Source organism: Ectobacillus funiculus (genome assembly GCF_004138295.1).
Taxonomy (GTDB): domain Bacteria; phylum Bacillota; class Bacilli; order Bacillales; family Bacillaceae_G; genus Ectobacillus; species Ectobacillus funiculus.
In genome coordinates this window covers 41,480-55,725 of record NZ_SCFM01000043.1, presented here as the reverse complement: position 1 = coordinate 55,725, position 14,246 = coordinate 41,480, and the positions used below count along the sequence as shown (strand labels likewise).

At 36.7% G+C, this 14,246-nt stretch carries 14 protein-coding genes and 1 riboswitch; of the genes, 10 read left to right on the top strand and 4 right to left on the bottom strand.

All coding sequences use genetic code 11. From position 1 onward, the window contains the following. A partial coding sequence (locus tag EP737_RS20615) for an IS6 family transposase (RefSeq protein WP_129730507.1) occupies positions 1-689 on the bottom strand: 689 nt, incomplete at its 3' end. Positions 690-850: 161 nt separating this feature from the next. On the opposite strand from EP737_RS20615, the gene EP737_RS20610 reads away from it, so the two are divergent. Then, positions 851-1,495, top strand: a complete 645-nt coding sequence (locus EP737_RS20610) for a LysE family translocator (RefSeq protein WP_129730505.1) — start codon at positions 851-853, stop codon at positions 1,493-1,495. A 259-nt stretch (positions 1,496-1,754) separates the two neighbouring features. On the opposite strand, the gene EP737_RS20605 is transcribed toward EP737_RS20610, so the two are convergent. Then, positions 1,755-2,474 (bottom strand): HoxN/HupN/NixA family nickel/cobalt transporter, encoded by a 720-nt coding sequence (locus EP737_RS20605; protein WP_165350878.1) that lies wholly within the window; start codon positions 2,472-2,474, stop codon positions 1,755-1,757. 303 nt (positions 2,475-2,777) lie between these two features. Further along, positions 2,778-2,966, bottom strand: a riboswitch (cobalamin riboswitch). 238 nt (positions 2,967-3,204) lie between these two features. On the opposite strand from EP737_RS20605, the gene EP737_RS20600 reads away from it, so the two are divergent. The 6 genes from EP737_RS20600 (at position 3,205) to EP737_RS20575 (ending at position 8,480) form a co-directional block, all read left to right on the top strand. Next, positions 3,205-3,498 (top strand): metal-sensing transcriptional repressor, encoded by a 294-nt coding sequence (locus EP737_RS20600; protein WP_129730502.1) that lies wholly within the window; start codon positions 3,205-3,207, stop codon positions 3,496-3,498. Positions 3,499-3,510: 12 nt separating this feature from the next. Beyond that, on the top strand, positions 3,511-4,875 hold the full coding sequence (locus EP737_RS20595; protein WP_129730500.1) for an MATE family efflux transporter: 1,365 nt from the start codon (positions 3,511-3,513) through the stop codon (positions 4,873-4,875). A gap of 314 nt (positions 4,876-5,189) precedes the next feature. Further along, positions 5,190-6,176 (top strand): DUF1259 domain-containing protein, encoded by a 987-nt coding sequence (locus EP737_RS20590; RefSeq protein WP_205650991.1) that lies wholly within the window; start codon positions 5,190-5,192, stop codon positions 6,174-6,176. Between the two features lie 244 nt (positions 6,177-6,420). Then, a complete protein-coding gene (locus tag EP737_RS20585) occupies positions 6,421-7,617 on the top strand; it encodes a chromate transporter (protein WP_129730498.1) in 1,197 nt (398 codons plus the stop codon). Between the two features lie 18 nt (positions 7,618-7,635). Further along, on the top strand, positions 7,636-8,070 hold the full coding sequence (locus EP737_RS20580) for a Chromate resistance protein ChrB (RefSeq protein ID WP_129730496.1): 435 nt from the start codon (positions 7,636-7,638) through the stop codon (positions 8,068-8,070). Then, a complete protein-coding gene (locus EP737_RS20575; protein ID WP_129730494.1) occupies positions 8,067-8,480 on the top strand; it encodes a chromate resistance protein ChrB domain-containing protein in 414 nt (137 codons plus the stop codon). Before EP737_RS20580 ends, EP737_RS20575 begins: the two co-directional genes overlap by 4 nt. Positions 8,481-8,915: 435 nt before the next feature. Here the strand turns inward: EP737_RS20575 and EP737_RS20570 are convergent, their stop codons facing one another. Then, positions 8,916-10,661 (bottom strand): GMC family oxidoreductase, encoded by a 1,746-nt coding sequence (locus EP737_RS20570; RefSeq protein ID WP_129730492.1) that lies wholly within the window; start codon positions 10,659-10,661, stop codon positions 8,916-8,918. A gap of 255 nt (positions 10,662-10,916) precedes the next feature. Here EP737_RS20570 and EP737_RS20565 point away from each other — a divergent pair, with 255 nt between their 5' ends. After that, positions 10,917-11,615: a hypothetical protein gene (locus tag EP737_RS20565; RefSeq protein WP_129730490.1), complete on the top strand. Its 699-nt coding sequence runs from the start codon at positions 10,917-10,919 to the stop codon at positions 11,613-11,615. Between the two features lie 96 nt (positions 11,616-11,711). Here EP737_RS20565 and EP737_RS20560 read toward each other — a convergent pair whose 3' ends face one another. Next, positions 11,712-12,149 (bottom strand): hypothetical protein, encoded by a 438-nt coding sequence (locus EP737_RS20560; protein WP_129730488.1) that lies wholly within the window; start codon positions 12,147-12,149, stop codon positions 11,712-11,714. A 312-nt stretch (positions 12,150-12,461) separates the two neighbouring features. Here EP737_RS20560 and EP737_RS25760 point away from each other — a divergent pair, with 312 nt between their 5' ends. Together EP737_RS25760 and EP737_RS20555 are read left to right on the top strand one after the other, a co-directional pair. Beyond that, positions 12,462-12,614: a hypothetical protein gene (locus EP737_RS25760; RefSeq protein ID WP_165350877.1), complete on the top strand. Its 153-nt coding sequence runs from the start codon at positions 12,462-12,464 to the stop codon at positions 12,612-12,614. Positions 12,615-12,666: 52 nt separating this feature from the next. Continuing rightward, the gene (locus EP737_RS20555) at positions 12,667-13,275 is read left to right on the top strand and encodes a uridine kinase family protein (RefSeq protein WP_129730486.1); all 609 of its coding nucleotides are present in this window, start codon (positions 12,667-12,669) and stop codon (positions 13,273-13,275) included. Positions 13,276-14,246: the final 971 nt, after the last annotated feature.

Sequence of the window (14,246 nt, the reverse complement as noted above, 5' to 3'; positions counted from 1 at the left end):
AGCTTATCAATGAATTCTTTTCGATTTTGGACAGATTTCACTCCTTGATGAACCTGCTTCTTTTTAATCATATGCATCGCTTCTATGCCACTCAGTATGTAATTGGCTGTACGAAATGATTTCAATCCTAACATAGAGCGAACTCGCTTCTTTATAAAGCGATGATCCTGTTCCACGATATTGTTTAAATATTTCTTTTGTCTGAGTTGCATGCCTGATGGCATGTTTTTTTCTTTTCTCAATTCTTCAATTGCTATAGGATAAGCCGGATTTTTATCCACTGTTATGACACGTGGCTTAGAAACATGAAAAGACCGCAAAGCTTTCTTGAAGAAGCGCTTTGCAGCCTTATGATCTCTTGTTTTGCTTAGGTAAAAATCAATCGTACTTCCTTCGGAATCAACTGCGCGATATAAATACATCCATTGACCTTTTACCTTGATATACGTCTCATCTACTCGCCAAGAATCATTTGTTTTCTTAAGATGACAGCGAACTCTCTTGTCTAGTTCAGGACCATATTGATGGACCCAACGCATGATGGTTGTGTGAGCAATGGATAAACCTCGTTCCTCCATCATTTCTACCAAATCACGAAAACTGAGATTGTACCGTAGGTACCATCTTACAGTTAGCAAAATAATGTCAGGCTGATAATGTTTCCATTTGAATGAATTTTGGTTTTCCATACTGATCATGCTCCTTTTTTAGAGTAGTAGTATCAGTATGTCCAAGATTTAGAGATTAATTGCATTATCTTGAAGTTTTTGTACCAGAACCATAATAAATATTGTGAATATTCCTTAATGAGTTTATAGTCATAATACCTATTTACTTCGGAGGTGTATTTATGTTTGGTTTTATTAATTTAGATTTTACTACTTTTACAGCTTTTTTATTTGCTACATTGGTAATATCAATTATTCCAGGGCCAGATGTAGCATTTATAGTGAGCCGTAGCGTTGCTGGAGGTAAAAAGGTTGGAATTGCCACAGCATTTGGGATGCAATTAGGGATTATGTTCCACATTCTTCTTGCAGCATTCGGACTTTCAGCTATCTTGATGACTTCTGCACTTGCTTTTCAAATCGTTAAGTATATTGGTGCTGCGTATCTAATTTATTTAGGAATACAAACTATTCGAGATAAAGAGGGAATAAACATTAATATTCAAGAAAATCATGGTGGTATGTGGAAAGCTTTTTGGCAAGGAGCTATAACTGATATTTTTAATCCGAAAGTTGCTTTATTTTTCCTTACTTTTCTCCCACAATTTATTAATCCCGACAAAGGGAACACTTTTTTCCAATTCATATTTCTAGGAGTTGTTTTTGGATTGCTTGGTTTAATAATTGATGTTTGCTATTCAATTATTGCGAGTTCGATTAGAAATGTTTTAGCGAAAAATAAAACTGTAATGCAATGGCAGAAAAAGGTTAGTGGATTTACTTTAATTGGTTTAGGAACTTGGTTAGCTTTTGAGAAGAGAAGTTAATCTTTAACTAATGGAGAGTTTAATTAAACAATGGGGTAGCTGTGCGACTCTTTTTCTTATTCGGCTAACGGGTGCCTTAATTGAGCAAGAAACTCAAAACTTTTAACTTCCGAGAACGGGGATTATGTCAATTGAATATGAATACGGGATACATTTATTTAGATTTAAAACATTATCCAACTCGTCTCAACTTTAATTTCATTAAAAAATGAAAAGCCGTTCATCTTGTTAAACGGCTTTTCTAAATTAAAGAGTATGATTAAATTTTCAAAAGTATTATAACTCCTAATGTGAAACTATATGCAGCAGTAAGACAGCCGATAATTCGATATATTGAGAGACGTAAACGTGCTTTCATATAACCAATTACTGCCAGTAACGCAATAAGCGAAGTAGAGAGAATTAAACCAATTACAAAAGAGAGTACTACGGAACCTCCTAAAATCATCGTACCCATTCCAGCAGCTGTACTAAGCAATAAAATTTGCGTTGGTGTTTCTGCACCAAACCCATGAATAATACCAACTAAAAAAGCTCCTGCATATCCAACAGTTTTTTTTGTCGAAGAAATTTGTTCAATTTCCTTTTTAAATATTTTAGCAGCAATTACATACTTTAATTGTCGAAGTCCATCTAGAGCAACACTCCATTTGCTCTTAAGTTCAAAACCATTCCATTGACGAATTAATGTAATAACCATCCAAATACTCAATATGATTAGTGTAAAAGCCACTAATATTTCCATTGTTGCATCAAGCCAACTAGGAACTTCTTTACCAAGTCCAATTGCTATTACACCAAGAACAAGAATAACCAAACCATGGCCCAAAGAATACATTGTAGCTAAGAACATTCCCTTTTTTGCTTTTGTCTCTACACCAACAAGATCTGTGATAGCTGCAATATGATCCCAATCAATTCCATGTCTAAATCCTAAAAGTAACGAAGACATAAAAACTAGTACAAATTGATTTGTCATTTTCTCTCCTCCTCTTCTTAAAAACACAACAAAAAACCCTAGCCAGACTTGGGGAGGGGAGGGCAGTGACATGAGGATACAACATGTATCTTTATATCCTCAAGAAAAACATAAGGAAATTTAAAGATAGGTATATTAGAAGCAGTATCGATATTTCGAAAAACACGTACAGAAATGGATTTTTTTATAAATACTATTATTTCTATTCTAAAGTACGTTTTTCGTATTTTAACAGCGATACCCTTAAATAATAACCGTTCATGTTGAATACATTTTACACTAGCCCCTTTCCGCGAAGGTCAGCTACTATCTGATTACTAGGTAGGTCTCCTGGCTTTCAGATCCATGCTTCTTTCTTCCTTCCCCAAGACTTTGAGTGGATACTGTAGAAAGTTGCTCCCTGATTACAGTGGCGGGACCGCTGAGGAATTTCACCTCATTCCCTGTTACCCTTTTTGCTTACAAAAAGGCACCTAATAACCTATGTATTTTATTGTCTTTTATAATATAAATACCATAAAAAAGAGGGAAATGAAATAATGAATTTCGTCACACGAAAATAAAATGATCAGATCAATTTATAGAATCTTAGGTACATTGACTCCTGATAATGAGAAATTATGTTAACTCGACATGAATATGGTATACACGTGGAATTGTAGTTTTATAAAAAATTTTATTATGACATATCCCCCTAGGGGGGATATTATGTTCTTAAGGAGGGATGAGAATGAGTGAACATAACCATCATCATAATCATGAACATAAACATCGCAAACAAGTCATTAACCGTTTAGCAAGGATTGAGGGGCACGTGCGTGCTATTAAAAATATGGCGACCGAGGGCAGAGAGTGTTCTGATATTTTGCTGCAATTGGCAGCTGTGCGAAAGGCAATTGACAGCACTGCTAAGGTTGTTTTTGCTGATCATATGGAGACTTGTCTGGTAGACGCAGTTCATCAAGGCAATGAAGAGAAGGTATTGCAAGATTTAAAGAAGGCATTAGAAAATTTTATTAGATAGGAGAAACCCTCAATGGTTACCGAAGGAATAAATCAGGAGCTCACAAGGAAGCAAAAAATTTTCCTGATTTTAGCATTGGCTGTACCAGCTATGATTGAAAATACTCTCCAAACCGTGGTTGGATTTGTAGACACGCTTTTTGTATCCAAATTAGGATTAGCAGAAGTTACAGCTGTTGGGGTTGCCAATACTGTACTAGCTGTTTATATCGCCATTTTTATGGCAATTGGAGTAGGAGCATCTTCGTTGATTGCACGTCATATTGGTGCTGGAAATGTAGTGTTGGCCAAAGGTGTTGCGAAACAATCGACAATTATATCTGCCGCACTTGGATTGCTCTTTGGTGTGATTTCATTTTTCTTCGCAGAGCCTCTTCTTCGCGTAATGGGAGCAGAATCAAAGGTTGTAGCAGATGGAGCATTATATTTCCGCATTGTTGCTGTCCCATCTGTATTTATTTCCCTCATGTTTATTTTTGGTAGTATCCTCCGTGCCGCTGGTGATACAAAAACACCAATGAAAGTGAGTTGGTGGATTAATATCATTCATATCGGTCTCGATTATGTTTTGATTTTTGGTTTACTTGGATGGAACGGATTGGGAATAGCAGGGGCAGCATGGGCTACTGTCATCGTACGTATCCTAGGGACATTGGCTCTGTATTATTACATTCAAAAATCAAAAGTGGCATTTTCTCTGTGGAAAGATGGGTTCTCACGTACCACCCCATTCATCAAGCCTATCTTACAACTCTCTATACCCGCAGCTATCGAAAGATTGATCATGCGTCTAGGGCAGGTCTTATACTTTGGATTAATCGTTAGAATCGGAACAGAAACCTATGCGGCTCACACCATTGCTGGAAACATCGAAACATTTTCTTATATGCCAGGTTATGGATTAGCCATTGCAGCCACAACATTGGTAGGTCAACAGATTGGAGCTCGGCGTAAAAAAGAAGCGTATGAATATGGAATGCTGACAACTGGTATTGCTGTTGGTTTTATGTCTTTCGTTGGGATTCTATTGTTCTTCCTTTCTCCTTGGTTTGCTTCGTGGTTTACCACCGACAAACATGCGATTGATATGGTAGTGACAGCGTTACGAATTGATGCGTTTGCCCAACCAGCATTAGCAGCTAGCTTAGTATTAGCAGGAGCTCTACAAGGAGCAGGAGACACGAAAAGCCCAATGTACAGTACCGCTATTGGGATGTGGGTCATTCGTGTGATAGGTGTATATGTATTGGGAATTCAATTAGGAATGGGGATAGCTGGTATTTGGTTGTCTATTGCCATAGATGTGTTAATTCGAGCTATATTTCTATTCTTTAAATTTAGAACATCATTCCACCCATCAAAACTTAAGTCTCATTAGTACAACGTAACCATAATGATTAAACAAGGAACCTCCAATAGCAGTAAAAAATCCCTTCAGTAAACGATCTGAAGGGATTTTTTATAAAATACTAGATGTATTGAATTCCTGGAACGAATCTTATATGAACAAGATAGCCCCGTTTGGGGCTGTTTTTGTTTCTTAGCGTAGGAACAGCAGGGAGTTCCTTCTAGAAACTGTATTAGCGTATAAAATTTGAATTTTGACATCGGGACCCCCTTTTAAAAAAGAATAACTTTAGGATTTTTTTGTAAAAATAAGTAAAAAATTCTATAAACAGAGGCGGTTTTACGATGTTTCATAAAAATAAAATCATGATAGGCTTATTTCTAGCTTCAGTATTAATTATTGTTGGAAACATTCTGTTAAACAATAATTCGAGAATTGAAATGAAAACAAATCCCCAAATACCTACTATGGCTCATGTTTCTCAACAAAGTAATTGGCAAGCGATTGAAAAAGTAATCGGAAAAAGTGGAGAAATAAAAACAGGAAACGTTTATTACATTAGCCTCCCAAGAACAGACCTAGAAATTAAAGTGAGTGATATCCTCTTACATCCTTCTTTTGTACTTGGGTCTTGGCTTGCATTTAAGGAAGTACACGATGGGGGAATGGTAATGGGTGATCTTGTTCTTACCGAAGATGAGGTTAATCCCGTGATGAACGAATTGATAAACAACGGAATAGAAGTAACTGCTTTGCATAATCACCTACTAGGCGAGTCACCCCGTATTATGTATATGCATATACAAGGGCATGGAGAAATAGTCGGTTTAGCAAAAAAACTTCATTCCGCTTTAATCAAGTCAAATACTCCATTAAAAGACAGTCCATCTCCTTCAACTGGGAAATTCGAATTAGAAAAAGAACAGTTGGACAATATTTTTGGTAAAAAAGGAATTGTCAGTAACGGCATCTATAAAATAAGTTTTCCACGTGTTGAAGATATCACTGATCAAGGCATGATTATCCCCCCTTCTATGGGAATTGCAACAGCAATTAACTTCCAGCCAACTGACAAAGGGAAAGCCGCCATTACAGGAGATTTTGTATTAACGGCAAAAGAAGTCAATTCTGTTATACGTACTTTAAGGAAACATAATATTCAAGTAACAGCATTGCATAACCATATGTTGTATGAAAAACCACGCTTGTTCTTCTTACATTTTTGGGCAAATGATGATGCAATAAAACTGGCAAAGGGACTACGAGAAGCTATTGAAAATACAAATTCAATAAAAACTAGAAGCACATTACTTATACTTTCAAAAACATAAATTGTGTGAACTCAACAGCCCTTCAGGTAGTTTAACTGAAGGGTTTTTTGGTAGGCTCCTAAATCCAATGACCCCCGATAATAACGAGTTATGTCAATCTCACATGTATACAGTATTCATTATATTTTATTCAATTAACAAACTTAAAATGTAACCAGTGTTACAAAAAATCTTCTAATATTTCCTATTATGACATACAATGTGTTTATAAATGTAACCAGTATTACTTTTAGGAGGAGAAGGAATGAGTGATTTTTCAAAAGCAAAGTTAAAAAATGAAACTCAAACTGCAACTTACTCACTTTGGCAAATGATTGTATACTTTTTAAAGTTGGGTACTGTTGGTTTTGGAGGACCTGTCGCCTTAACAGGTTATATGTATCGAGACTTAGTGGAGAAACGAGGTTGGATTTCAGAAGAGGACTATAAGGATGGTCTTGCTCTTTCACAACTTGCTCCTGGTCCCTTGGCCGCACAATTAGCTATTTATTTAGGTTATGTTCACTACCGACTACTTGGAGCGACATTAGTAGCAATTGCATTTGTTATTCCTTCATTTGTAATGGTTGTTGCTTTAGGTTGGGCATATGTAAAATTCGGCGGCTTAACTTGGATGCAAGCTGTTTTTTATGCAGTAGGTGCCAGTGTAATTGGAATTGTTGCTTTTAGTGCTTACAAATTAACTACCAAAACAATCGGCAAAGATTGGTTGCTTTGGATTATCTTTTTTATTGCCGGTACAGTAACAGTTCTTACCGAGACAGAAAATATTTTGTTATTTTTGGGATCTGGTATTTTATATTGGTTAGTAAAATCGCCTCCAAAGGGATTATGGAAAAAAACAAAATTAAGCATTCTTGAACCATTTTCGCTTACTGTACTGCTGGGAGCCACAATACCTTCAAATACAGGTGTTCTATGGAACATATTCACCTTCTTTACAAAGGCAGGAGCATTTGTTTTTGGTAGCGGTCTTGCCATTGTTCCTTTTCTATATGGAGGTACTGTTAAAGAACACGCTTGGTTGAATGCCCAACAGTTCCTTGATGCGGTCGCTGTGGCAATGATTACACCGGGTCCTGTTGTTATTACAACAGGGTTCATAGGGTACTTAGTAGCCGGATTTTCAGGAGCAACTGTTGCAGCTTTGGCTACCTTTCTTCCGTGCTATTTATTAACAATTATTCCTGCACCTTTCTTTAAAAAATACGGAAAAGTTCCTGGAATTAATGCTTTTGTAAATGGTGTTACAGCTGCTGCAACCGGAGCCATTAGTGGTGCAGTAATTGTATTGGGGAAACGGTCTATCATCGATATTCCTACGGCGTTGTTAGCCCTTATCACGTTAGGAATTCTATGGAAGAGTAAGAAAGCTTCGGAACCGATTATTATTCTTGTAGCAGCTATTATTGGATTAATTGTGTACCCAATGATGCATTAAAAGTTAGGAGATGGATTCATGCAGGAATGGTTGCATTTGGTGTATAAGATTCCACGCAATCCAAGTAAAATACGTGTGTATGTATGGAGAAAACTGAAGAAACTCGGCGCCGTTCTTCTTCATGATTCTGTCTGGTGTCTTCCATCCCATCCGAAAACAAAGGAACAATTTCAATGGTTAACTGTTGAAATTCAAGAACTGGGAGGGGAAGCCAGTCTATGGGAGTCACAGCTTGTCTTGGGAATGAATGAAGAATGTATCATAAAAGAATTTTTATTCCAAGTAGATAAGGAGTATGAGGAAATTTTAGAAGAATTGAAGAAAGAAGAAGTAGACCTTATTTCTCTTTCTAAAAAATATCAGCAGGTGAAAGTAAAGGATTATTTCCAATCTCCCCTAGGAAAACGTGTATTGGAAGAATTACAAATTGCCAGAGGAGGAATACATGGATGAAGTGGGTTACTTGGGAAAACGTTGGAGTAGACAGGATGGCTTGTGCATGGCTTATCAGAAAATGGATTGATTCCGAAGCAGAATTTTTATTTATTCCAGTAGGTCAAAAGCCATTCCCAGAGGGGGCAGAACCCTTTGATATTCCTGGTGTTCGTCTTTCTCATCGAAAGGGTCATTGCACATTCCATACAATGTTGCGAGAGTTTGAGGTCAAAGACCCAATACTGGAACAAATTGCTCTCATTGTAGACGAAGCGGATATTGTACAGGAAGTATCTTTGGAGCCAGTTGCACCAGGACTTGATTTTATATGCGATGGAATTCGATTAGCAAGCCCTGATGATATAACAGCATTAGAAAGAGGTAGTTTAATTTTTGAAGCATTATATGCTCAATTATCAGTAAAATAAAATTCATTAAAAACTAGAAATGTGTTACTTGTATTGCCGAGAACAATGATTATGTGAACAAGAACCCCCTTCAGACTTTCTGAAGGGGGTTTTATAGTGTATGAGATATATTGACCTCCGATAATGTGGAATTATGTTAACTGAATATGTATAGGATATACAGGAAAAAGACTTGTCCTTTTTTCCATAAATCCCCTCTTGAAGAAAACGTTGCCCAAACAGGAGTTTTTCTACATTTACTTTAAGAGATGCATCACATTGTACCGAAGTTATTTGTTATTTGCTATTTGCTTAAACAATTAATTGATCTTTATTAGACCAACCATTGTGTCAGACACATTTCACAAAAATAGCTTCTTTTCTATTAATATTTTATTCTTATCATTAATGATGTTCAGAATCATCATCATCAAATTTATCATCTAGAATGTATGGTTAAGAGCCCTCTAGAATAAATCGTACAGTATTTAAACCAATCATCTGCGCTGGAATGGAAGTATTACCATCTGGTATAATAGGTGAGATGGAAAGGTCAGCAACTTTTAGATTTTGGGTACCAAAGACATTCAAAAATCCATCAACAACACCTTCTTGAATATTTCTACCCATTTTACATTGCCCTGCAAAATGAGCGAAATTAGTGTAAGACGACTTGGCATAATCGGCAAGCTGGCTTCGCTTTTCTTGTTCATTAGTTAATTCGAATATATTTTCAGGTGGGTATACAACCTTATAAATGCCACCGGGATCTATTTCCCGAGCTCTCTTCATAATATTGAAAGTCTCAATATACTGATCCACCACAAAATTTAAATCATCTGGATTATCTAACGGATTAAAGCTAACCGATGGATAAGCTTCAGGATCGCTATGTGCTACCATAATCGTCCCTCTGCTTTTTGGATTTACGTCGCCAATCCCAATACTCATGATATTGCTCCGCTTTGCTCGATCAAAACCCCAATTATTAATAAATACAACTTGATTAGGAACAAAACTTGGTTGCGGTGACGTAAACAATTGAAGCCGGCGACCTTCTCCATCTTCTCCTTTAAAAGCTCCAGATGGAAAAGGCTGATCTGGATCAGCGTCTATTACATCAAGAAGTCGTTGTGTTTCTACTTCTATTCCGATCCCAACAAAAAAGTGAGACTGAAAATTGTGACCAACATTTGGACTTTCTACTAATGTTGATATACCTGCTTTAGCTAAATCAGTTGATCTCCCAATTCCCGAACGTTGTAAAATGACAGAGGAAAAATTACCCGCAGAAACAATGACTCCTTTTCTTGCTAAAGCTCTCTCTGATACCCCATTCCTAACAAACTCAACGCCAACAGCAATGTGAACTCCTTTTCTTTTTTGAAAAAGAATTTTATTCACCGTTGTTTTTGCGAGAATGGACAGCTTTCTCTTATTAATCCCAAACTCATCTGGACGGAACTCATTTCCTTGTTTGACAATATTCTCATTTAAATATCCAGTTGCAGTAGATGAACGAATGAACTTTCCATTCACTTCTTTGTGCATAAATTGTGATCTGAAAAATGTACAATCTCTTATGCCTGTATTATAGTCTTCGACAATTGGGATACCTAAAGTATCTGATGTTGCTTTAGCTAAAGTCTCTATAAGTCCACCATCAGGAATTATTTGTTGTCTAACAAAAATAGGACCATGAGTTCCACGTGCGTTCGGTTCTTGTGTGTTTCCTGTATATGTCTCATTTTCTTTAAATAAAGAAAGAATATTGTTATAACTCCATTGAGGTCCAACGAGCTTTGCCCACTCATCATATAGATTACTACTTCCACGTACTGCATACATGGCATTATGTTCTGAACTTCCCCCAATTGCTCTGCCACCTGATAATCGAAGCTGACGCCCAATGTTTAGTTCCGTTTTAGTAAAAATATTAAACGAATGCCTATTATCAGAAGCTAAAAGAGCTGATCCTGTACGAGAAGGATCACTTAGCTCGTTTATCATATTAGTCCCTGCTTCAAGAACGAGTACAGAAGTAGACATGTTATCCGTTAATTTTTTTGCAATTACTCCTCCGGCAGTTCCTGCACCAATCACAATATAATCAATATAGTCAATATACTTTTTATTTTTCCGATCAAAATAATGGCTACCCGGATTATAATAAAAAGACTTTTCTTCTTTTTTTCTTTTCATTTAATCACCCTTTCTTTATTCTCAAAATATATGTATGTTATTTATTTTTAAAAAGAATTAATTTTTTTAGATGGGGTACCGCCAGTAAATTTCCAAACTGCTGACGCTACCCCTATATTAGGGGATTTCTTGCATAAATTAACTTCCTACAACGCACATTATGTTGACTTGCCATGAATGTGGGGCACATACAGGGATTGCCCTAATAACTGGTGAATCTTATAGTAATAGGCGGACAAAAAGAGGGGGGCTCTTTTGAAGAAGAGCATTTTATTTGCTGTTTTAGCGGTTCTGATGTTGGGTGTAGTTTCTTGCTCCAATCAGGATGAGAAGAAGTCAAGCAATTCTCTAGCCACGTCTAAAAGCGTTTCAATAAGCGGAACAACAGCAGGCATGAAAACAGCATTTACACTGTCTTCCTATGCGGATTATACCAAAGCCGTGGCCTCTGTTTACACAATGTATCAAGAAGCGGATATTGTTTTAGTAGGGAAATTTGAGAAAGATAATAAATCCTTTGTAGACCATGGTACGATTGAAACTGAGTCACACATGAAAATAAATAAACTGCTAAAGGGAACTCTGACGGATTCAGAAATGAAAAATGGGATAGATATAGTGTATTACGGAGGGGAAATGACTCTGGATACTTATCTGAATAACGCCCCACCAGTACCCGATAAAGTTGATAGCAATGGTATCCTTCATAGACAAAAACAATATTCTAAACAAGAGCGTGAATCTCAAAAAGTTGTTTATCAACTTGAGCACCAAGCTAATAAAGATAAAGATAAAAACTCGGAAATCATGGTTTTCTTATCTCGTAACCCTGCTCCAAATAATTATTTTGTGATTGCAGATGAATTTGGATATAGAAAAATCAACAATAAAGGAGAGGTATTCAATCCTAGGACAAATTCTTATGAAAAGGTAGATTTTTATCCGACGAATTAACAATTAAAACAATAAAAATATTGCCACAAAAGCAGAAATCCCCTTCTTTTCTTATAAAAGGAATGGGATTCTTTTTGTGCTTTTATAAAATTAATGTTAATAAGGTAAGGTTTTCTCTCTAAACTGTTTTAGAGGTACTTTTTGAATTACTTTTGAACCGTCCATCACAAGTAAGGTTGCGTATTTAGAAAAGAAAATTATTTCATTTATAGGTTCATTTTCTTTAATTTTATACTCTAAATAATACTTTCCAATATCACCTTTTATATATTTGGATTCATTTAGTAACAATAGTTCTCTGCCGTTGGATTGCATTAAACTTTTTAAATCAAATCCAGGTTTAACCTTTAAATGTAAATTGTTTTTACAAAGCTCATTACAATGAATGAATTTTAATTTGATGTCATACCCAAGTCCTTGTTTAGTTACTGAAGTTGAAACAATAGAAATCTTAACTGGTTCTTTATTGTCAAATCCTGAAAGGATAAAACCAAGAATGAAAATTATAGCTACAAAAAACCATTTTAATCTCATAATCCCACCTCTCAAAACATTATTATCTCGTGTTTGGGAGTGTATTATCCCCTTCTTGAAACCCAATAAAACCAATGAAATGAATGTATACTTTTGTTTGATATTTGCAAAGTGTCACTAAAAACAAGAAGAGATCAATAAAAACAACAAAACGAATGTAAACTTTACTCCAAAAGATTACATTGAAAACAAATCGCTGACTTCCGATAATTATTTATTATGTAAACTTGATGTGTATGGAATATACATTCAAAATCTACAATTTTCCTCCTTTCCCGAATGGTATAATTAGGAAAAAGGGGTGGGGTTTCGATGGATAAAGAGAAGGAAAAAAAACAGAAGAAAAGTGCTATTCAAACAGATGACTTTGCTAATCGTACTTTTTTCGGTGTTCCAACTATTGGTGGTGGCATTATAGCAGGAATTCTTATCTTGTATATTTTGTATGATATTTTCTGCAAGTAGTTCCTCTCCAGAATGAGAGGGGTTTGCTGTAATAAACAATAGGGGGAGAGATATGAATTTTTCTTCAAATAATAATCAGGTGTGCGCCTTTAGTGACCTATTGGATACACTTGAAAAGTTGCCTAAAAAGCAAGAGACGATTCTTGTTGGAATTGATGGATGCGGAGGTTCAGGAAAGAGTACATTTGCTAATACGTTACAGACCATAAAACCCACTGTAACAATTGTTCATATGGATGATTTTTATTTTCCTTCTTCCCAAATCTTAAAAGGAAGTCCTGATTCTAAACCCATCGGGGCTGATTTTGATTGGAATCGCTTATTAGAACAAGTAATTCACCCTCTTAGTCAAAACCAAGATAGTTATTATCAACGTTACGATTGGAATACAGATAAATTGGCAGAATGGCACTTAGTTCCTACTGGTGGGATTGTTATAATTGAGGGTGTTTACGCCCTTCGTAAAGAACTTGAACATACATATGATTTCAAGATTTGGGTGGATTGTCCTCGCGAAATTCGACTTGCGAGAGGTATTGAAAGAGATGGAGAAGCAGCTCGTGATACATGGGAACATAATTGGATGATTTCAGAGGATATTTATGTAAGAAAACATAGACCTGATGAAAGAGCAGACCTTGTCATAAACGGAACAAAATAAATCCTATGCAACTTCCGCTTTCGGGAACTATGTAAACATGAACCCCCTTCAGATCACTGAAGGGGGTTTTTAGCATTTTAGATACATTGACTGCCGATAATGTTGGATTATGGTGCGACAAGATGTCGCTTTCATATAGTGTAGCTTATGCTACTAGTTTAGACGCAAAAACTATCCCTGTCCGAAACTGCGTACTTGGTAACGGGTGCGTGGGTTGCATGAGGAAATGCGGAAACAGAGAGCCAGTGCACGGTTCGGAACACTGCTAGGGGAAGATGAGTATGGTGAACAAAAGTGAAGGTTTGTAAGCTTCGTAAACGTTAGCTCGAGATCGTGCACAGATTCACTCGGGTATTGGCAAGAGGAAAAGCAGATTCATAATGCTGCTGTGCCGCGTCCCACATCTTGTCCGGAGTAAAGAACCCACCTAACCTCGTCGTATCTATGGGATGCGGAACTTGGTAAGCCCTATGTCATCTGTACAAACAGTAGGGAGACCGTAAGGTCAAACGATGTGGTAGAGGGTAAAGGATACGAGAGAAAGCGAATGCCGTCATCTCGAAAGGGAACAGGAAAGCAGGGAACAGGAAAGCAGGAAACTGTATAACTGGACGGATACTGTCGTCTTTACAGACAAACCCTTGACAGGCCCGAAAGGGAGCCCACTTCTCGTTGGTCTCTCGCAGGAACATAAGGTTATGGCTATTTTCTGACGAAAGAAGCGTACTGTTATGTATACCTCCAAACGGAGCGTCGGCGTACGCTTAACTTATCTATCAGGATTGTGAAGAAGATACGATAACAAATGGACCTGCAATGGGAGGCTTGAGCTGCTGTATCTCGAAAGGGATTCGCACGGTTCTTAGGGGAGGAAGGGGCAGTGATGCCCCTAACTTACCCGACTAAACTTAACATGTATGGAATATACAGCTTGGCAAGGTATTCGTTTTATGAAGTTTGTTCTTCTTTTG

Bases quoted from the DNA above. Each gene is read 5' to 3' on its own strand.
- EP737_RS20610 (WP_129730505.1), top strand. From the start codon at position 851: ATGTTTGGTTTTATTAATTTAGATTTTACTACTTTTACAGCTTTTTTA.
- EP737_RS20605 (WP_165350878.1), bottom strand. From the start codon at position 2,474: ATGACAAATCAATTTGTACTAGTTTTTATGTCTTCGTTACTTTTAGGA.
- EP737_RS20600 (WP_129730502.1), top strand. From the start codon at position 3,205: ATGAGTGAACATAACCATCATCATAATCATGAACATAAACATCGCAAA.
- EP737_RS20595 (WP_129730500.1), top strand. From the start codon at position 3,511: ATGGTTACCGAAGGAATAAATCAGGAGCTCACAAGGAAGCAAAAAATT.
- EP737_RS20590 (WP_205650991.1), top strand. From the start codon at position 5,190: ATGTTTCATAAAAATAAAATCATGATAGGCTTATTTCTAGCTTCAGTA.
- EP737_RS20585 (WP_129730498.1), top strand. From the start codon at position 6,421: ATGAGTGATTTTTCAAAAGCAAAGTTAAAAAATGAAACTCAAACTGCA.
- EP737_RS20580 (WP_129730496.1), top strand. From the start codon at position 7,636: ATGCAGGAATGGTTGCATTTGGTGTATAAGATTCCACGCAATCCAAGT.
- EP737_RS20575 (WP_129730494.1), top strand. From the start codon at position 8,067: ATGAAGTGGGTTACTTGGGAAAACGTTGGAGTAGACAGGATGGCTTGT.
- EP737_RS20570 (WP_129730492.1), bottom strand. From the start codon at position 10,661: ATGAAAAGAAAAAAAGAAGAAAAGTCTTTTTATTATAATCCGGGTAGC.
- EP737_RS20560 (WP_129730488.1), bottom strand. From the start codon at position 12,149: ATGAGATTAAAATGGTTTTTTGTAGCTATAATTTTCATTCTTGGTTTT.
- EP737_RS25760 (WP_165350877.1), top strand. From the start codon at position 12,462: ATGGATAAAGAGAAGGAAAAAAAACAGAAGAAAAGTGCTATTCAAACA.
- EP737_RS20555 (WP_129730486.1), top strand. From the start codon at position 12,667: ATGAATTTTTCTTCAAATAATAATCAGGTGTGCGCCTTTAGTGACCTA.